We start from the raw sequence: 17,577 nt of genomic DNA on the forward strand, positions 1-17,577 counted from the left end.
GGTCGTAGTGGCCCCCCGGCCCGCCCAACGGCCGCTCTCGCGGGCCCGTCCCGCGAGAGTCCCCCGCGGACCGCCGGTCACGATGTGAGTGAGGCGAAGATGCGAGACGAAGCACGCCTGGAGCAGATGCGGTCCACGCTGGCCGTCGATGGCTATCACCTGAGCGTCGAGGAACGCGGCACCGGATTCGACGTGCGGATCGCCGCCGACCCCGAGAGCTGCGCCGACTGCCTGGTCCCCAAGACCGTGATGGTGAGCATGCTGGAGCCGATCCTCGGCGTGGCCGCCGACGGCATCCGGCTCTCCTATCCCAGCGACGTCTGACCCCGGCGACGGGGATGAGAAGAGGTGTGTGATGTTCGATCGAATCCTTGACCCGACCGGCCTGTCGGCAGGTCCCGTAAGTGTGGCGACGTCGGCGAGACGGGTGCCGACCCTGGCCGGCGCCCGGGTGGGTCTGCTGTGCAACACCAAGAAGAACGCCGCCCAGATGCTGACCGAGATCGGCAAGGTGCTGGAGGCCCGGTACGGCGCGGTGGTGACGATCCAGCGCACCAAGCCGAACGTCGCCTGGCCGGTGGACGAGCCGATGCTGAACGAGATCAAGGCGGTCAGCGACGTGGTGGTCGCCGGGGTCGGCGACTGCGGATCGTGCAGCGCCTCGGCGGCGGCCGACGGCATCGCGTTCGAGCGTGCGGGCCTGCCGACCGCGGTGATCTGCAGCGACGCCTTCGAGGTGACGGCGCGCGCGATGGCCGAGGTGCACGGCGACAAGGACTTCGAGTTCCTGCTGACGCCGCACCCGGTCGCGGTGCTGACCGAGGCGCAGGTCGCCCAGCGCGCCGAGGACCTGGCAGCCGTCGTGGCCGAGCGGCTGTGCGAGGCCGCTCGATGACCACGGTCGACGACACGGCGAGCCAGGCGCCCATGGAGGTCACCGACGCCCTGGACGCCGCGCACAAGTCCATCGAGTACATGTACGAGCGGGGCTGGACCGACGGCCTGCCCGTCGTGCCGGCGACGCGCGAGCTCGTCGACCGGTTCCTCGCCACCACCTCCCGGCCCGCCGACGAGGTCATCGGCCAGCTCGAGCACCTCAAGAGGCAGGTGTCGGTCGAATTGGCCGCCGTCAACGCGGTCATGGCCGGCTGCAAGCCGGAGTACTTCCCGGTGGTGCTGGCCGCCTGGGACGCGCTGATGGCGGAGCGCTCCACGGTGGGCGGCGGCTGGCAGAGCACCAGCGGCCCCGCGCCGCTGATCGTGGTCAACGGTCCGGTACGCGGGCGCCTCGGCTTCAACAGCACCGGCGGGGTGTTCGGCCCCGGATTCCGGGCGAACGCCACCGTGGCCAGGGCGATCGGGCTGATCGTCCGCAACGCGCTCGGCGTGGTGCCGCACGTGCTGGAGCAGGCGACCCAGGGCATCCCCGGACGCTGGGCGATGTGCATCGCCGAGAACGAGGAAGAGAGCCCGTGGGAGCCGTTCTCGGTGGACGGCGGCGTGGCCGCCGGCTCCGACGCGGTGTCCACCACGCTGCTCAGGACCAGCGAGTTCGTCGACAACCGGAACACCGACGATCCCGAGCTGCTGCTGGGCGACTTCGCCGACACCATCTCGCGCACCGGTAGCTGGCTGTTCAAGCACGCGAGCGCGGGCGTGGTGTTCTGCCCCGAGCACGCGCAGCTGCTGGCCAAGGCCGGGATGAGCAAGGACGACGTGCGCACCTGGCTGCTGGAGCGGTGCGGGCGGCCGAAGGCCGACCTGGCGCGGGCCGGCAAGGCCGTCCGGGCGGGGAACATCGGGGCCGTGCGCGACGACACCGACACCGGGGACTTCGATCGGTTCTTCGCCGACAACTCACCCAAGAACCTGCCGATCATCGTGGCCGGCGCCCGTAACGCGGGCATCTCCATGGTCGTCCGGGTCTTCTCCAACTGGGCCGGCATCGCCGCCCGCATCGAGCCGCCGCTCGGCCGCGCCGGAGGATGACGACCATGCCCGATGACCCGCTGATCGACCCCTTCGCCGACGCCGGACCACGGTGGATGGCCGGTCGGACCGCGCTCGTCACCGGAGCCGGCCAGAACGGCGAGCTGCCGGGGGTCGGCTACGCCATCAGCCGGGTCCTGGCCGGGCAGGGCGCGCGGGTCGCGGTGCTCGACCGCGACGCGGCGGCCGCCGAGCGCACCGTGAAGTCCATCGTCGCGGCCGGCGGCGAAGCCATCGCCGTGGTCGCCGACGTGACCTCCGACCGAGCCTGCGCCGAGGCCGTCGCCGAGGTGGTGGAGCACCTGGGCGGGCTCGACGCGCTGGTGAACAATGTCGCGTCGGGCGACCCCGCCGGCCTGTTCGAGGTGACTCCCGAACGGTTCGACGAGCTGATGGCGGTCAACCTCGGCTCGGCCTGGCAGGTCACCCGGCACGCCGTCCCCGTGCTGCCGCGCGGCAGCTCGATCGTGAACATCTCCTCGGTGGCCGTGGTGGCGCGCGGGCCGGGGATGGTCTACTCCGTCGCCAAGGCGGGGCTGGAGAACATGACCGACGGCGCGGCCACCACCCTCGGGCCGCAGGGCATTCGGGTCAACTGCGTGCGAGTGGGCATGATTTGGGGCGCGTTCGCCGCGGCGAACATGCCCGAAGAACGGCGCGAGCCGCGGCGTGAGAGCACCGCGCTGAAGACCGAGGGCACCGCCTGGGACATCGCCCACGCGACGTTGTTCCTGCTCAGCGACCGGGCCAGGTGGATTTCCGGACACACCCTGACCGTCGAGGGCGGGCCGCCCCGCCAGGTGGCGCCCATCGCGAGCCCGACCGCCCGCAACCGCGACATATGACGTAGGCCGGGCACCGCAGAAGACCCAAGACTAGGAGGCATTGGCCAAACTACGTTCCGAAAGGTAAATCCGTAACGTTCCTCACAAGATCAGCAAATGTGAGATCCCCCGGCTCAAGTACATTCACCCCCCGCTCTGAGGAGCACAATCCATGGCCAACAACGGCACGACGAAAGCCTCATCGACCAAGGGCATCTTCGCCGCCAGTTTCATCGGCACGTCGATCGAATGGTACGACTACTTCATCTTCGGCACCGCCGCCGCGATCGTGTTCCCCAGACTGTTCTTCCCGGACGCCTCCCCCGAGATCGCCACCCTCTCGTCCCTGTCGGCATTCGCCGCCGGGTTCCTGGTCCGCCCCATCGGCGCCGCGGTCATCGGCCACTTCGGTGACCGGATCGGCCGCAAGTCGATGCTGGTCATGACCCTGCTCCTGACCGGTGGAGCCACGTTCGCCATCGGGTTGCTGCCCACGTACGCCGCCATCGGCTTCGGCGCCCCGATGCTGCTGGTGGCACTCCGCCTCGTCCAGGGATTCGGCGTGGCCGGCGAGTGGGGCGGCGCGCTGCTCATCTCCACCGAGAGCGCCACCCCGGGCCGCCGGGCCTTCTTCGGCAGCTTCGCCCAGTTCGGTGTGCCGATCGGCGTGCTGACCTCGAACCTGGCGTTCCTCTTCGTCGCCGGCATGAGCGACGAGGACTTCTTCTCCTACGGCTGGCGCATCCCCTTCCTGCTGAGCGCGCTGCTGGTCATCGTCGGCTTCGTCATCCGCGTCCGGCTGTCGGAGTCGCGGGAGTTCCAGCAGGTGAAGGCCAAGAAGGCGATCAACAAGGTGCCCTTCAGGGAGTTGCTCCGCAACCACCCGCGCAACCTCATCCTGGCCAGCCTGGCCGCGATCGCCCCGCCCGCGATCGGCTACGCGGTGACCGTGTACATGCTCTCCTACGGCACCCAGGTCGGCTACACCCGTAACGCGCTGCTCGCGATCATTCTGGCCTCCACGTCGGTGTGGATCCTCGCGATCGTCGTCTCCGCGCTGCTGTCCGACCGCTACAACCCCAAGCTCCTCTACGCCATCGGCGCGGTCACCGCGGTGATCTGGCCGTTCCCGATGTTCGCCCTGGTCAACACCGGCACCATCGGCGGGGCGGTGGTCGCCTTCCTGATCGCCGCGATCGTGCAGGGCATCATGGCCGGCGCGCAGGGCGGCCTGTTCACCGAGCTGTTCGAGACCAAGGTCCGCTACAGCGGCATCTCCATCGCCTACGCGATCGGCGCCACCGTCTCCGGTGCGATCACCCCGGCGTTCCCCGCCCTCTACCTGTCGACCGGCTCGTCCAACGCGGTCGCCGCCCTCATCACCGGGCTGGGCGTGGTGAGCCTCATCGCGGTGCTCGGCGTCAAGCGGGTCATCCCGCCGACGTCGGAGCCCGAGGAGCCGGCCGTGGTGCCCGTGACGACCGAGCCCTAGTATCCCCATCACGCCCGCGCGGGCCGAGGTGCGCCCCGGCCCGCGCGGCACCGTACCCCTAACCGATCCACGGCGCAGGCCGTGGCGAGACACACAGGAGGCCCGAGCTCGTGGCAGATCCCGTCATGAACGTCGCAGACCTGGTCGCGATCGACGTGCACACCCACGCCGAGGTCTCCCGGGACGGGAAGGGGTCGCTGAGCCCCGAGCTGTTCGGCGCGTCCGCCAAGTACTTCAAGGAGCACCCGAAGCCGACCATCGCGGAGATGGCCGCCTACTACCGCGAGCGGCGGATGGCCGCGGTGGTGTTCACCGTGGACGCCGAGCAGGCCACCGGCCACGCCCCCATCCCGAACGACGAGATCGCCGAGGACTGCGCCGAGCACGCCGACGTGCTGATCCCGTTCGCCAGCATCGACCCGTGGAAGGGCAAGGCGGGCGCGCGCGAGGCGCGCAGGCTCGTCGAGCAGTACGGTGTGCGCGGCTTCAAGTTCCACCCGAGCATCCAGGGCATGGCGCCCAACGACCACGCCGCCTACCCGCTGTACGAAGCCATCGAGGAGCTCGGGGTGCCGGCGCTGTTCCACACCGGCCAGACGGGCATCGGCGCGGGCGTCCCCGGCGGCGGCGGGATCCGGCTGAAGTACTCCAACCCCATGCTGCTCGACGACGTGGCGGTGGACTTCCCCGAGCTGCGGATCATCCTGGCCCACCCGTCGTTCCCCTGGCAGGACGAGGCGCTGTCGGTCGCCACCCACAAGCCGTACGTCTACATCGACCTGTCCGGATGGTCGCCGAAGTACTTCCCGCCGCAGCTCGTGCAGTACGCCAACACGCTGCTCAAGGACAAGGTGCTCTTCGGCTCCGACTTCCCGGTGATCACCCCGGACCGCTGGATGGCCGACTTCGACAAGCTGGAGATCAAGCCGGAGGTCCGCCCCAAGATCCTCAAGGACAACGCGGCCCGCCTCCTGGGACTCGTCTAGATCGGTCGGGTATGGGCCGCGGCTCCCGCTGACCGGGGCGGGCCTACCCTCGCCGGTCAGCGAGCCGGGCGAGGAGTTCGAGGAGGATGGCGCGCTCCCCCGCCGTGAGCGGGGCGTCGGGGGTCTGCGCCAGGAGTCCGCGCAGTGTCCCGGCCTTTGCGGGCAGGCCGTCGGCCTCCGTGCGGGGCCGGGCGACCAGGACGGCGTTGATCACGGCGTCGAGGACCCGCTCCGACAGCCCCTCGATGCCGGGCGCGTCCGCGTCGGTGATCAGAAGGATCGTGGTGCCGACCGTGGCGGCGTGAATCGTCTGGACGGCCTCGTCGACCGGCATCCGCAGCAGCCCGGCCTCGGCGATCCGCGTGACGATGCCGTGCAGAATACGCGCCCCTTCCGCGGCGGCGGGGTGCTGCTCCTGCCGCGCTCCGCCGTACATCAGCCGGTAGAAGGCGGGGTGGCGGAGCCCGAACTCCACGTGCCCGCGCCAGCCCCGGCGCAGGTCCTCCACCGGGTCGGCGGTCGGGCGGCGGCGGCGTTTCTCCGCGAGATAGCGCTCGAACCCGTCCGTGACGACGGCGTCCATCAGGCCGTTCTTGTCGCCGAAGTGGTGGTAGACGGTCGGCGCGGTGACGCCTGCGGCCGCGCAGATCTCCCGGATCGAGGTGCCCTCGATGCCGGACTCGGCGATCAGGTCCGCCGCGGAGTCGAGGATGCGCTGACGAGCCTGGGTTTCGTACGTTTCCATATAACGCCATTATAGCCATGGCTTGACACCGTTATAAAGAGTCTTGTAACGTCGTTATAGGTTGATCTTAACGCCATTACATTGGAGGTCGCAATGCGACGATGGACCGCCCTGGCACTCGGGGTCGCCCTGATGGCTGCCCCCGCCGCCCCGGCCCACGCCCACCCCGAACACCCGGAGCCGGCCGTCACGAAACCCGCCACCGTCTCGGACCCGGTCTACGGCAACGGCTGGAAGCCGCTCGCGCCGATCGCCGGTGGCGTACGGCAGGAGCACAGTGTCGTCGCGCTCAACGGCAAGGTGTACGTCATCGGCGGCATCCAGCGCGACGCCGCAGGCACCGTGGTCACCACGACCAGCGTCGAGGTGTACGACACCCGGAAGAACTCCTGGTCGCCGAGCGCGCCCCTGCCCGTCGCCATGAACCACCCGAACGTCGCGGCGGTCGGTGGCAAGATCTACGTCCTCGGCGCCCTGTCCGGTGGCAGCTCATGGCAGGCGCTGCGTGACAGCTACGTCTACGATCCCGGGACGAACCGGTGGACGGAGCTCGCGCCGATGCCGGCCGGGACCGAGCGGGGCAGCTCCGCGATGGGCGTCCGCGGGACGAAGATCTACCTCGCCGGCGGCATGCGGACCCTGACCCCCGGGCCGGGCGGCCTTCAGGACACGGTGGCCACGGTCTCCTCCTACGACGTGGTGACCGGCCGCTGGGAGAGCCTGCCCAGCCTGCCCCAGGCGCGCGACCACGTCGGCGGCGCCATCGTCGGCGGGACGTTCTACGTGCTCGGCGGCCGGGACCGGGGGCAGGTGAACGTCCGGGACACCGTCTACGCCTTCGACCTGCGGGCCCGCCGCTGGACCGAGCGGGCGCCGATGCCGACCGCCCGTGGCGGCATCGCCGCCGCGGCCGTCGGCTCGACGATCTACACCTTCGGCGGCGAGGGCAACCCGGCCGAGGGCTCCAACGGCGTCTTCGCCCAGACCGAGGCCTACGACACGGAGCGAAACCGCTGGCAGCGGCTCGCGCCGATGCCGGTGCCGCGGCACGGCACGGCGGCGGTCGCGGTGGGCGGCACGATCTACATCCCCGGTGGCGGCGACGCGGCGGGCGCCGCCCCGATGGACGTCATCGACGCCTTCCGCCCCCGCCACCGCTGAGCGGCCTCGCCGCCGCGCCTGCGGCTCAGCCGGAGGCGCGGCCGGTGGACAGGAAACGCTGCTGGTAGGAGCGCGGCGGGATGCCCAGGTGCTGGACGAACGCCCGCCGCAGCGACTCCGAGCTGCCGAAGCCCGCCCGCTCGGCGGCGTGCGTCACCGAGTGGCCCGCGTCCAGCATCGACTTCGCCGCGTCGAAGCGGACGGCCTCGACGTACTTGGCCGGGGTCATGCCCAGCTCCTCCTTGAACAGGCGCGACAGGTGCCGGGGACTGACGTTCGCCCTGGCGGCGAGCCGCCCCACCGAGTGGTCGCCCGCAGGATCGGCCGCCACCTCGTCGAACACCGCGCGCAGCAGGGGCGTGCGCGGGCGGGGGCCACGCAGCGACGGCGAGAACTGCGACTGCCCTCCCGGACGTTGCAGGAAGACCACCAGGGCCGCCCTGCTCATGTCCGTATCTGTGGACAGTATGGCCCACGGCGCGGTGTGCCCCGCCCGGCCGTCCGGCAGTGTTGGTCCAGGTGAACGGCTGTATCACGGGAAGGACACCACCATGACAGAGACGATCGCGGGCGTACGGATCCCGGACTCGGCCCTGGCCGCCGAGGCCACCGACCTCGTCCGCCAGGCGGCGCCGCCGCTGCTGTTCCATCACTCCCGCCGGGTCTATCTCTTCGGCATGCTGCAGGGCCGCCGGCTCGGTCTCGTCGCCGACCCGGAGTTGCTCTACGTCGGGGCGATGTTCCACGACCTGGGGCTCACCGAGACGTACCGGCGCGACGACCAGCGCTTCGAGCTCGACGGCGCGGACGAGGCACGGCGCTTCCTCGCCGCGCACAAGGTGCCGGAGGCCGACATCCGCAAGGTCTGGGAGGGCATCGCCCTGCACACCACGCCCGAGGTGCCGTGGCGGCTGGAGCCGGAGGTGGCGCTGGTGACGGCGGGGGTCGAGACCGACGTGCTCGGCATCGGCCACGACAAGCTGTCCGCCGGCGACATCGAGGCCGTGACGGCCGCCCATCCTCGGCTCGACTTCAAGCGGCAGATCCTCGCCGCCTTCACCGAGGGCTTCCGGCACCGCCCCGACAGCACCTTCGGCACGGTCAACAGCGACGTGCTGGAACACTTCGTCCCGGGGTTCCGGCACATCGACTTCGTCGAGGTCATCCAGAACTCCGCCTGGCCGGAGTAGAGGGCGGCGACAGTATTCTCGATGCGCATGGAAAGGATGCCGGACCCGCTGCTCGACGTGCTGGCGGCGCTCAACGTCCGCGTCGGTCACCTGTCGGGAGTCGAGGCCACGGGTCACTGGGGACTGCGCTTCGACGCCCATGAACACATCAAGATCGGCGCGGTGCTCACCGGTTCCTGCGTTCTGGGGGCGGACGGCGAACCCTCCTTGCGGCTCTCGGCCGGCGACTGCTTCCTGCTGTCCGGCTTCCACTGGTTCCAGGTGGCCGACGAGCGGTCCACGCCGCTGGACGACGGTCAGCGGGTCTATCAGGCGTCCCGGACCCGGATCGTCCAGCTCGGCGAACCGGGCGCGGAGCCCACGCTCCTCCTCGGCGCCAGCGTCCACTTCCTCGACCCCACCGTCGCCTCGTTGCTGTCCGGGCTGCCGGTCCTGACAGCGATCCGAGCCGGTACGGCACCCGCCCGGGCGATCCAGCCGCTGCTCCGGCTCTGCCTGGAAGAGGCCGACCGGGTCCGGATCGGCGCACCGGTGATGATCGAACGACTCGCCGAGATGCTGTTCCTGCAAGCTGTCCGGGCCCTGGTCGAGGAGTCCGGCGGGACGACGCCGTACGGCTGGCTGGGCGCGCTGGGCGATCCCCAGATCGGCGGGTCGCTGGTGCTCATGCACCGGCAGCCGGCGCGGCGGTGGACGGTCGCCGATCTCGGCCACGCGGTGGGCATGTCGAGAGCGACGTTCGCGGCCAGGTTCAGGCAGATGGTCGGGATGCCGCCGCTGGAGTATCTGCTGCGCTGGCGCATGCACACGGCTGGGCGGGCGCTGCTGGCCGGAGACCGTACGGTGGCGTCGGTCGCCGCCGAGTGGGGCTATGCCTCGGAGGCCGGGTTCAGCGCCGCCTTCAAGCGGGTCGTCGGGGTGCCGCCGGGACGATACCGGGCGAACCCGATGGCGGCCGCTCCGCCGCCGCAGGGCCCGCCCGCAGAGCATCTCGTAAGTTTCGCAGACGCCTGAGGATGGTCCCCTCCCACCGCCGAAGCCTAGCGTTGACGCAGGTAAACCGTAGGGGGAGGCATTTCATGCAGTACGAGCGACTGGGCGCCACGGGAGTTTTCGTCTCCCGCATCGCGCTGGGGACCATGACCTTCGGCGGCGGCGGGACCCCGCCGTGGAACATCATCGGCGGGCTCGACGACAAGGCCGCCGACGAGATCGTCGGCGTGGCCCTGGACGCCGGGGTCAACCTGATCGACACCGCCGACATCTACGCGGGCGGTGAGTGCGAGGAGATCCTCGGCCGGGTGCTGGGCGCCCGCCGCCGGGACGTCCTCCTGGCCACCAAGCTCTTCGGGCGGATGGGCACGGGCCCGAACGAGGTCGGGCTGTCCAGGTCGTGGGTCACCCAGGCGCTGGAAGACAGCCTCCGCCGCCTGGGCACCGACCACATCGACCTCTACCAGATCCACAGCTTCGACCCGCTGACCCCGCCCGAGGAGACCCTGAGCGCGCTCGACGACGCGGTCCGGCAGGGCAAGGTCCGCTACCTCGGCGCGTCGAACCTGGCCGCCTGGCAGATGATGAAGTACCTCGGGGCCGCCGACCTCCACCATCTGAGCAGGTTCGTCTCCCAGCAGGTGTACTACTCCCTCGCCGGGCGGGACATCGAGCGGGAGATCCTGCCGATGGCCGTGGACCGCGAACTCGCCACACTGGTCTACAGCCCGCTGGCCGGCGGCTTCCTGTCCGGGAAGTTCGACCGTACCGGCGCCAGCGACGCCGCCGCCCGACGGGCGCAGGCCGACGTCCCGCCGGTCGACCCCGAGCGCGGCTACGACATCGTCGACGCCCTGCGCGTGGTGGCCGACCGGCACGGCGCCACCGTCGCCCAGGTGGCCATCGCCTGGACGCTCGCCCAGCCCGGCATCACCAGCGCGATCGTCGGCGCCCGCCGCCCCGGCCAGCTGTCCGACACCCTGACGGCCGTCGACATCCACCTGACCGACGATGACCTGAAGGAACTGAACGCGGCCAGCGCCCTCCCCGCGCCCTACCCGGACTGGGCCCAGGGCCGCCCCGCCGACCGACTCCCCACGACCCTCCACCCCTGACCGAGCAACGCCCTGCTCTGACCGCCTGGGGAAGCGCCTCCCCGGGTTTCACGGGGAGGCGCTGGGCGGGTTCGCGGTCAGGAACGGGTCCACTTCTGGTTGGGGGTGCCGGCGCAGTCCCAGAGCTGGAGCTGCGCGCCGTTGGCGGTGTTGCGCTCCACGATGTCCACGCATCGGTTGGCGGCGAGGTTGACGAGGTCGCCCGCCGGGCTGAGCGTGAAGCGCTGGGCGCCGGTGCCGTTGCAGGTGTAGAGCTGGATCGGGGTACCGTTGGCGGTGCCGGCCGCTGCCGCGTCCATGCATTTGCCCATCGCGCGGACCGTGCCGTCGCCGTTGACGGACCACTGCTGGGCGGCCGTGCCGTTGCAGTCGTACATCTGCAGCCGGGCGGCGTCCACGGGGTTGGCGGCGGGGATGTCGATGCAGCGGCCGTTCAGGTTGGACCGCAGCGCGGTGCCGGTCCCGGGGTTGTCGTTGGTCCAGGCGGAGACGCGGACGTAGTCGATCAGCATCGTCTGCGGGAACGAGGTGCTGCCGTCCGGGTTGCCCGGCCAGTTACCGCCGACCGCCACGTTCAGGATCATGAAGAACGGGTGGTCGAAGACCCACCGGTCGCCGCCGAGGTTGGCCGGCGTGATGCGGAAGTACTCCGAGCCGTCCAGGTACCAGACGATGAGGTTGGGCGACCAGTCGACCGCGTACGTGTGGAAGGTGTCACCGAGCGGCGCGCCGATCGTGCGGCTGCCGCCGATGCCTTCGCCGCCGGAGTAGCCGGGACCGTGCACGGTGCCGTGGACGGTGTTCGGCACGTGGCCGACGTTCTCCATGATGTCGATCTCGCCGGTGTTCGGCCAGTCGCCGCCGCCGAGCATCCAGAACGCCGGCCAGATGCCCTTCCCCCGGGGGATCTTGATGCTGGCCTCGAAGCGACCGTACGCCTGGGTGAACTTGTCGGCGGTCAGGATGCGGCCGGAGGTGTACCGGCAGGTGCCGTAATGGCACTGGAGGTTGGACGGGTTCTCCTGGCGTGCGGTGATGGCGAGGTGGCCCTGTCCGTCGTGCTGCACGTTGCGGGTCGAGTTGGTGTAGTACTGCAACTCGTTGTTGCCCCAGCCGCCGCCACCGATGTCGAACTTCCACTTGGTGTCGTCGATCGGCGCCCCCGCGCCCCGGTCGAACTCGTCGGACCAGGTGATGGGGCCGATGTCGGCTGCCGCCGGTTCGTCGCTGGTGAAGGCGACCAGGCCGCCGGTCAGGGCGAGGAGCATGGCCGCGGCGGTGAGGAGTAGCCGGGGTTTGCGCATGTGGACCTCCGGTCTGTGGCCCTGCCGGGGCACTGTGCTACCGGAGGCCGCCTAAATTAAGAGGATGTAACACCCCGGTCACCACGCTTGTCAATAAGAAGGTTTACTTATTATTTATCCGCCCGCGGGGTCGGCGGCAGCGGCAGCGGGAGGCCGGCCAGGCCGTCGATGCTGACGGCCACGTGGTCCTTCTTCTCGAAGTAGGCGCTCAGGGACGCGTCGTCCTCACGGGCGAAGCGCCGGCTGTGCAGGTCTCGATCCTCCTCGTACGTCATCAGCGGCACCGCGTAGCCGCAGGTGTCCCGGATGAGCTCGGCGTGGACGACGATGATCGCCCGCAGCCCGTGCAGACCGGAGTCGATGTCGGGGAAGTACGCCATCAGCTCGTTCCACCGGGGGTCGTCCCGGAAGACCGGCTCGCCGCGCCCATGGACGCGCACGATGTTCGGCGGACCCTGGAAGGCGCACCACATGAGGGTGATCCGGCCGTTCTCCCGCAGATGGGCGACGGTCTCCGCGTTGCTGCCGGCGAAGTCGAGGTAGGCGACGGTGGCCTCGTCGATGACCGCGAAGGACCCGGTCAACCCTTTGGGCGACAGATTGACCGTACCGGTGGGTGAGAGCGGCGCGGTCGCGGTGAAGAACATGGGCTGCGCCTCGATGAACTCCCGCAACCGCCCGTCGATACGTTCATAGCTTTTTCCCATATCGCCGAATTATCTCCGCATATCTCCCATTGCGGCATAAAATTCCACACTGTGGACATAGCAGGTGCGCCGACGGAGCTGGACGATCGTTGGCTGCTCCCCTACCGGGGGTCGCGGGTGGCTCAGATCCGGGTGAGCCATCAGCTGACGCTGCTCCTGGACAGCGGTGCGCAGATCGAGTGCGCGGCGACGCTCGCTCACGGCCCCCGGAGTCAGACCGGAGCCCGCTTCTCGAACAGCTCGTTCGGGCAGTCGTAATACCTCATCGTGCGGCCCAGATGCCGCATACCGAGCCGTCGGCAGACCGCCTGCGAGGCGTGGTTGCCGGGATCCGTGACGGCGATGACCTTCGTCAGCCCGCGGCTGAACGCGTCGTCGATGACGACCTGGGCCGCTTCGGTGGCGTAGCCGCGCCCCTGGGCGTGCGGATGCAAGTGCCAGCCGATCTCGACGTCCTCCGGCCCGTCGGATGGTTCGCCGGCCGACAGGTGGACCGGCTTGAACAGGAGGTTTCCCACCAGCTTGCCGTCCACGGCTGTGGTGATGGCCCAAACTCCGTGGATCGGGTGATCGAGAGCACGCCGCGCGATCGAGGCCAGCGCGTCCTCGCGGGTGGTCATGGTGGTACGCACCCCCGTAGGCCCGATGTTCTCCCTGCCCGACTCAAGCTCCAGGAGAAAATCCGCGTCGTCGACGCGCCAGGGGCGCAGCAGAAGGCGATCACTCATGATGGTGCGCATGCGACCGGATTGTGCCACCGCCACCGCCGTCGGAAGAAGTGACCCGGCCGAGCTTCGCGCACTCCTGAACGCCGTGATGCACATTCTCCCCAGAAAGGACGCTCGCGTGCTTGCCAAAAGATCGGTGACCTCTGGTAAGGGATACGCGCAACCGAAGGTCCAGGACCGGCTTACGGTGGCGAGCGACCCCGGCACCCCCGCGGAAATCCTCGAAGCCATGGCGGCGGACCCCTCCCGCGCGGTCAGACGCGCCCTGGCGGCCCGGAGCGACGCGCCGTACGGATCACTGCGCGCGCTCGCCGGCGACCCGGATCTGAAGACCCGCCAGCTCCTGGTCGAGAATCCCGCCTGTCCCCCGGATGTCCTGGCCGCCCTGGTCGAAGATCCTCACTGGTCGGTCCGCTGGTCCCTGCCGGACCATCCGGCCGCCGGTGTCGAGGTCCGCCGCGCCATCTGCCGGTCCACGGACGAGGTCCTGCGCCGGTTGCTCGCTGAGAGGCCAGGGCTGGATGAGGAGACGAACGCGACACTCGCCGCAGACGCCTCCCCAGATGTCCGAGCGGGCCTGGCCGCGCACACCGACGATCCAGACCTTCTCGCCGATTCGATACGCGACCCCGATCCCAAGGTCCGGGTCGGTGCGGCTCGCAATCCCCACCTCACCCTGGATCAACTCCGCCTGCTCGTCGACGACAGGATCGAGGCCGTACGCATGGTCACCATGGAGTCAGATCGGCTTCCGCACGACACCTTGCCGCGTCTGGCCCACGATCGCTCGATACAGGTCCGGTGGTGGCTCGCCGCCCTGCCCACCACACCGGAAGCCGTCTTACGGATCCTCGCCGAGGATCCTCATCCCGGTGTCGCGGGACAGGCCCGTGAAGCGGTGCGTCACCAGTCGCGGGGCGCGATCAACTCTTCGACGTCCACGTCCGCGAACCCGTAGGCCGACGCCACGAACCAGAAGTCCTCGGCGATCTCCTCCCGCGCCGTGGTCTCGATATCGGCGTCAAGCTCGTTGAACTCCTCCGTCGCCGCATGAGTGAGGACGTACAGCGCCGCGAGGTCCGGCGGCTGCTCGGCCTCGATCCGCTCGCACAGGCGCAGCAGGATCTCTTTGCCCTTGTCGACGACATGGTCAGGGAAGAAGCTGTCCCGGGCCATGCCCTTGAGGAAGGCGTGGCCGGCTACTCGCTGGTTGGTGGGCGGCAATCTGAGCTCCTTGTCGGGGTGAATCCGGTGTGCCGATCCTGCACCACGCCACCGACAACAAGGCAGGCCCTACGCGATCGCCGGCCTGAGAACCTCACGCAGCGACTCCGGTGACCGCCCGATCAGGCGGGCGAGATCCGGTGCGATGCCCGCTACCCCCGGCCGGGCGTCGCCTACCTCCGCCTCCCGGACGCCCCGCCCGTCACCCTCGCGATCGCCTGGCCGCAACAGTCCCGATCACCGGCCACGGCGGCCCTCGTCCGCGGCGCCACGTCGATGTGAACAGCGGCTCGTCTCAGCGGGCGAGATGACCGTACGCGATGATGTTGTGCTCGTAGTGCCCGCTCTGCCTGTCGAACGCCCCACCGCAGGTGACCAGGCGGATCGCCGGATAGCCCGGGTCGCCGTACACCTTGTCCGTCGGGAAGTGATCCTTGTCGACGCTCTCCACCGCGTCGATCAGGAAGAGCGCCACCCTGCCGTCTCGCCGGCTCACCCGCACCTTGTCGCCGGCGCGTAGCTGCCCCAGCCGGTAGAACACGGCCGGCCCCGTGGTCGTGTCGACGTGGCCGACGATCACCGCCGCGCCCTTCGCCCCCGGTGTGGGCCCCAACCGGTACCACCCCGCGATGCCCGCTCGGGCCGGTGGGGGGACCTCGATGGTCTGGTCGGGGTTCTTGCCCAGCGTCATGAGAGAGGTCCGGACGTCGATCCTGGGGATCTCCAGCCGGACCGGCCGCGAGGCGGGCAGCGCCCGGACAGGCTTGATCTTGACCGGCGGACGGCTCGCGCTCGTGCTCATCGGAGGCTGCGGTGGCCCCTGCACCGGCAGGTCTCCTCCCGAGAGGGAGGCGTATCCGATCACACCGCCGCCGAGGAGCACAACAACACCCGAAAAGACCAAAAGTCGGCCATATCTTGTCAATCTCGTGACATAGCTCATGTTAGCCCCAACTAGCGCAATTTGGGCATTTTAGTGTTGTATTGCCACTGACACCACAGTGGGCACTCCTGTCCCGATAGGGCAGGATCTTCGCTTCTTCTCAGGACAATCCGTGCACAACCCAGCTACGATCGCCGCCCGCTGGACCGTTCCAAGACGACGCGACAAGGATGGCCGGCGCAGCCTGCCACTCGTGGATCCCTCACAGATGCGGGTCACGGTGCTGATCCCCGCGCACAACGAGGCCGCGCAGATCGGGGAGACCATCGCATCGCTGGCGCAGCAGATCCGCCCTCCCGACCGGATCGTCGTCATCGCCGATAACTGCACCGACGGGACGGCCGGGCTGGCGCTCCTGATGGGTGCCGAGGTGGTCGAGACCAGGGGCAACCGGCACAAGAAGGCAGGGGCGCTCAATCAGGTCCTTGACGACCTGCTGCCCAGGCTGGAGGTCACGGACGCGATCCTCGTCATGGACGCGGACTCCGCTCTCGATCTGGGCTTCATCCACCACGGCGTGCTACGGCTGGCCGACGGCCGCCTCGCCGCCGTCGGCGGGACCTTCTCCGGCAAACGCGGGGGCGGCCTGGTCGGGATGTTCCAGCGCAACGAGTACGCCCGCTACGCCAGGGATGTCCGCCGGCTGCAGGGCAAGGCGCTTGTCCTGACCGGCACGGCGACCCTGTTCCGCGCGATCACCCTGCAGGAAGTCGTGGCCGCCCGGCGATGCGGACGTCTGCCCGGCGGGAACCATGTCTACGACGTGCGCGTACTGACCGAGGACAACGAGCTGACCCTCGCGATTCTCCACCTCGACCTGCGCATTCTCTGCCCGGCGGAGTGCACGCTGACCACCGAGGTGATGCCCACCTGGGGCGAGTTGTTCCGGCAGCGGCTGCGCTGGAAGCGCGGCGCCCTGGAGAACCTCGCCGACTACGGCTGGACCCGGGTCACCTACCCCTACTGGGGGCGGCAGGCCCTGTCGTTCGTCGGCATCGTGGTGATCGTCGCCTACCTCGGCTCGCTCACGTACACGGTGCTGATCATGGGCGGCCTCGCCCTGCACCCGTTGTGGGTGGGGATCACGGCCATCTTCGTCCTCGAACGCGTGGTGACGGTACGCAGCCGCGGGCGGGTGCAGATGGCCATCGCCGCGCTGATCGTCATCGAGATGGTCTTCGACGTCTTTCTTCAGGCCGCCCAGGCGAAAGCGTTCTGGGAAGCGGCATTTCGCAAGGAAAGGAAATGGTAGATGTACAACAACCCCCCGATCGGCTCCATCGCCGCAGGCTTCGGAGGCGCCGCCGCCAGCGCGCCTTTCATGGGCATGAACGCACTATGGGTGGGCCTGGCGGTGTTCACCCTCATCTCAGCCGTGGTCGCGGTCAAGCGGGTGCTGCCCAAGCGCGAAGGGTGACATCGTCCAGCCGGCCTTGATGTCGGTGAGGCCGGTGCCCGTCGGAAGATCGCCGATGGCGCCGACCTCGGCACGCGAGCGGGGCCGCTTCGCGGCCTCGTCGTGCGCCTGCTGCAAACCTCTACCCGTTACTGGGCAATACCGAGATTTTCTGTACGGCACTGCCGTACACGATGACGTGCACCATGTCCCGGACAAATTCCCTCCCGACGCTGCCCGGTGGTGCGATGACCAGGGTGAACAGCGCGCTCCCGTAGAGGGCGATCAGGGTGGGGATCTTCTCGCGCGGGATGGCGAGGCCGAGCTTGTCGTGGTGGCCGGCGGTGATCTGCAACGCCGCGTCCCCCAGGCCCGCGAGCGCCGCGGCGAGCACCGGCCGGCGCACGGCCTCCAGTTGGAGTTCGAAGACGGCGAGGTAGCGGTCGCGCTGTGTGGTCGCGGCCGTGATCAGGGACTCCGTCAGCAGGTCGACCAGGGTCGCGGGCTGGTCGGTGGCCCGGTCGGTGTCGGCGTGGTGCAGCTCGGCGACGCGTTCGGCGGCGGCCACCAGCAGGGCTTCCCGGCTGCGGAAGTAGTTGGAGGCCGTTCCCGGCGGAAGGTCCGCCTCTTTCTCCACGGCGCGATGGGTCAGCCCATGCACGCCCGACGACGCCAGCAGCGTGATGGCCGCATCGGTCAGGGCCCGGCGACGGGCCGGATTCGTGGGCGGCATACGGCCATGCTAAACCAATAGCCGTACTAGTACGATCGTAGTGAATC

At 69.6% G+C, this 17,577-nt stretch carries 21 protein-coding genes; 13 read left to right on the plus strand and 8 right to left on the minus strand.

Annotation, left to right across the window (positions count from 1 at the left end; genetic code table 11):
• Nucleotides 1-99: 99 nt before the first annotated feature.
• The 6 genes from ACIBQX_RS32030 (at nucleotide 100) to ACIBQX_RS32055 (ending at nucleotide 5,291) form a co-directional block, all read left to right on the plus strand.
• Nucleotides 100-324: a hypothetical protein gene (locus ACIBQX_RS32030; protein ID WP_397011081.1), complete on the plus strand. Its 225-nt coding sequence runs from the start codon at nucleotides 100-102 to the stop codon at nucleotides 322-324.
• A 31-nt stretch (nucleotides 325-355) separates the two neighbouring features.
• A complete protein-coding gene (locus tag ACIBQX_RS32035) occupies nucleotides 356-895 on the plus strand; it encodes a UGSC family (seleno)protein (RefSeq protein WP_397011083.1) in 540 nt (179 codons plus the stop codon).
• Nucleotides 892-1,989 carry a hypothetical protein gene (locus ACIBQX_RS32040; RefSeq protein ID WP_397011085.1) on the plus strand — a complete coding sequence of 366 codons (1,098 nt, stop codon included), beginning with the start codon at nucleotides 892-894 and terminating at the stop codon, nucleotides 1,987-1,989. The genes ACIBQX_RS32035 and ACIBQX_RS32040 overlap by 4 nt, the downstream gene beginning before the upstream one ends.
• A 5-nt stretch (nucleotides 1,990-1,994) precedes the next feature.
• Nucleotides 1,995-2,834 carry an SDR family NAD(P)-dependent oxidoreductase gene (locus ACIBQX_RS32045; RefSeq protein ID WP_397011087.1) on the plus strand — a complete coding sequence of 280 codons (840 nt, stop codon included), beginning with the start codon at nucleotides 1,995-1,997 and terminating at the stop codon, nucleotides 2,832-2,834.
• A 151-nt stretch (nucleotides 2,835-2,985) separates the two neighbouring features.
• Nucleotides 2,986-4,305 carry an MFS transporter gene (locus ACIBQX_RS32050; RefSeq protein ID WP_397011089.1) on the plus strand — a complete coding sequence of 440 codons (1,320 nt, stop codon included), beginning with the start codon at nucleotides 2,986-2,988 and terminating at the stop codon, nucleotides 4,303-4,305.
• A gap of 125 nt (nucleotides 4,306-4,430) precedes the next feature.
• Nucleotides 4,431-5,291 carry an amidohydrolase family protein gene (locus ACIBQX_RS32055; protein ID WP_397011541.1) on the plus strand — a complete coding sequence of 287 codons (861 nt, stop codon included), beginning with the start codon at nucleotides 4,431-4,433 and terminating at the stop codon, nucleotides 5,289-5,291.
• 43 nt (nucleotides 5,292-5,334) lie between these two features.
• Here the strand turns inward: ACIBQX_RS32055 and ACIBQX_RS32060 are convergent, their stop codons facing one another.
• Nucleotides 5,335-6,036: a TetR/AcrR family transcriptional regulator gene (locus tag ACIBQX_RS32060; RefSeq protein WP_397011091.1), complete on the minus strand. Its 702-nt coding sequence runs from the start codon at nucleotides 6,034-6,036 to the stop codon at nucleotides 5,335-5,337.
• 93 nt (nucleotides 6,037-6,129) lie between these two features.
• Here ACIBQX_RS32060 and ACIBQX_RS32065 point away from each other — a divergent pair, with 93 nt between their 5' ends.
• Nucleotides 6,130-7,197: a Kelch repeat-containing protein gene (locus ACIBQX_RS32065; protein ID WP_397011093.1), complete on the plus strand. Its 1,068-nt coding sequence runs from the start codon at nucleotides 6,130-6,132 to the stop codon at nucleotides 7,195-7,197.
• Between the two features lie 25 nt (nucleotides 7,198-7,222).
• Here ACIBQX_RS32065 and ACIBQX_RS32070 read toward each other — a convergent pair whose 3' ends face one another.
• On the minus strand, nucleotides 7,223-7,645 hold the full coding sequence (locus tag ACIBQX_RS32070) for a helix-turn-helix domain-containing protein (RefSeq protein WP_397011095.1): 423 nt from the start codon (nucleotides 7,643-7,645) through the stop codon (nucleotides 7,223-7,225).
• Between the two features lie 103 nt (nucleotides 7,646-7,748).
• On the opposite strand from ACIBQX_RS32070, the gene ACIBQX_RS32075 reads away from it, so the two are divergent.
• From ACIBQX_RS32075 to ACIBQX_RS32085, 3 genes are all read left to right on the plus strand, one after another.
• Entirely contained in the window at nucleotides 7,749-8,387 is a 639-nt protein-coding gene (locus ACIBQX_RS32075) for an HD domain-containing protein (RefSeq protein ID WP_397011097.1), read from the plus strand.
• A gap of 27 nt (nucleotides 8,388-8,414) precedes the next feature.
• A complete protein-coding gene (locus ACIBQX_RS32080; protein ID WP_397011099.1) occupies nucleotides 8,415-9,401 on the plus strand; it encodes an AraC family transcriptional regulator in 987 nt (328 codons plus the stop codon).
• Nucleotides 9,402-9,466: 65 nt separating this feature from the next.
• A complete protein-coding gene (locus ACIBQX_RS32085) occupies nucleotides 9,467-10,495 on the plus strand; it encodes an aldo/keto reductase (RefSeq protein ID WP_397011101.1) in 1,029 nt (342 codons plus the stop codon).
• Between the two features lie 77 nt (nucleotides 10,496-10,572).
• On the opposite strand, the gene ACIBQX_RS32090 is transcribed toward ACIBQX_RS32085, so the two are convergent.
• The 3 genes from ACIBQX_RS32090 to ACIBQX_RS32100 all read right to left on the minus strand — a co-directional run bounded on the left by ACIBQX_RS32090 (nucleotide 10,573) and on the right by ACIBQX_RS32100 (nucleotide 13,234).
• A complete protein-coding gene (locus ACIBQX_RS32090) occupies nucleotides 10,573-11,799 on the minus strand; it encodes a family 16 glycosylhydrolase (RefSeq protein WP_397011103.1) in 1,227 nt (408 codons plus the stop codon).
• 110 nt (nucleotides 11,800-11,909) lie between these two features.
• A complete protein-coding gene (locus ACIBQX_RS32095) occupies nucleotides 11,910-12,506 on the minus strand; it encodes a pyridoxamine 5'-phosphate oxidase family protein (protein ID WP_397011105.1) in 597 nt (198 codons plus the stop codon).
• A gap of 212 nt (nucleotides 12,507-12,718) precedes the next feature.
• Entirely contained in the window at nucleotides 12,719-13,234 is a 516-nt protein-coding gene (locus tag ACIBQX_RS32100; protein WP_397011107.1) for a GNAT family N-acetyltransferase, read from the minus strand.
• A 118-nt stretch (nucleotides 13,235-13,352) separates the two neighbouring features.
• Here ACIBQX_RS32100 and ACIBQX_RS32105 point away from each other — a divergent pair, with 118 nt between their 5' ends.
• Nucleotides 13,353-14,192, plus strand: a complete 840-nt coding sequence (locus tag ACIBQX_RS32105; RefSeq protein ID WP_397011109.1) for a hypothetical protein — start codon at nucleotides 13,353-13,355, stop codon at nucleotides 14,190-14,192.
• Here ACIBQX_RS32105 and ACIBQX_RS32110 read toward each other — a convergent pair.
• Together ACIBQX_RS32110 and ACIBQX_RS32115 are read right to left on the minus strand one after the other, a co-directional pair.
• Complete coding sequence (locus ACIBQX_RS32110; protein WP_397011111.1) at nucleotides 14,138-14,458, minus strand: DUF5713 family protein; 321 nt, start codon at nucleotides 14,456-14,458, stop codon at nucleotides 14,138-14,140. The genes ACIBQX_RS32105 and ACIBQX_RS32110 overlap by 55 nt on opposite strands.
• Nucleotides 14,459-14,753: 295 nt before the next feature.
• Nucleotides 14,754-15,260, minus strand: coding sequence for a class F sortase (locus ACIBQX_RS32115; protein ID WP_397011113.1), 507 nt, complete (start codon nucleotides 15,258-15,260; stop codon nucleotides 14,754-14,756).
• Between the two features lie 334 nt (nucleotides 15,261-15,594).
• On the opposite strand from ACIBQX_RS32115, the gene ACIBQX_RS32120 reads away from it, so the two are divergent.
• Both ACIBQX_RS32120 and ACIBQX_RS32125 read left to right on the plus strand, forming a co-directional pair.
• On the plus strand, nucleotides 15,595-16,653 hold the full coding sequence (locus ACIBQX_RS32120; protein WP_397011115.1) for a glycosyltransferase family 2 protein: 1,059 nt from the start codon (nucleotides 15,595-15,597) through the stop codon (nucleotides 16,651-16,653).
• Nucleotides 16,654-16,818 carry a hypothetical protein gene (locus ACIBQX_RS32125; RefSeq protein WP_397011117.1) on the plus strand — a complete coding sequence of 55 codons (165 nt, stop codon included), beginning with the start codon at nucleotides 16,654-16,656 and terminating at the stop codon, nucleotides 16,816-16,818. It begins immediately after the preceding gene.
• A gap of 121 nt (nucleotides 16,819-16,939) precedes the next feature.
• On the opposite strand, the gene ACIBQX_RS32130 is transcribed toward ACIBQX_RS32125, so the two are convergent.
• Nucleotides 16,940-17,530: a TetR/AcrR family transcriptional regulator gene (locus ACIBQX_RS32130; RefSeq protein WP_397011119.1), complete on the minus strand. Its 591-nt coding sequence runs from the start codon at nucleotides 17,528-17,530 to the stop codon at nucleotides 16,940-16,942.
• Between the last annotated feature and the right edge of the window lie 47 nt (nucleotides 17,531-17,577).

This window comes from Nonomuraea sp. NPDC049714, assembly GCF_044465295.1.
GTDB lineage: Bacteria > Actinomycetota > Actinomycetes > Streptosporangiales > Streptosporangiaceae > Nonomuraea.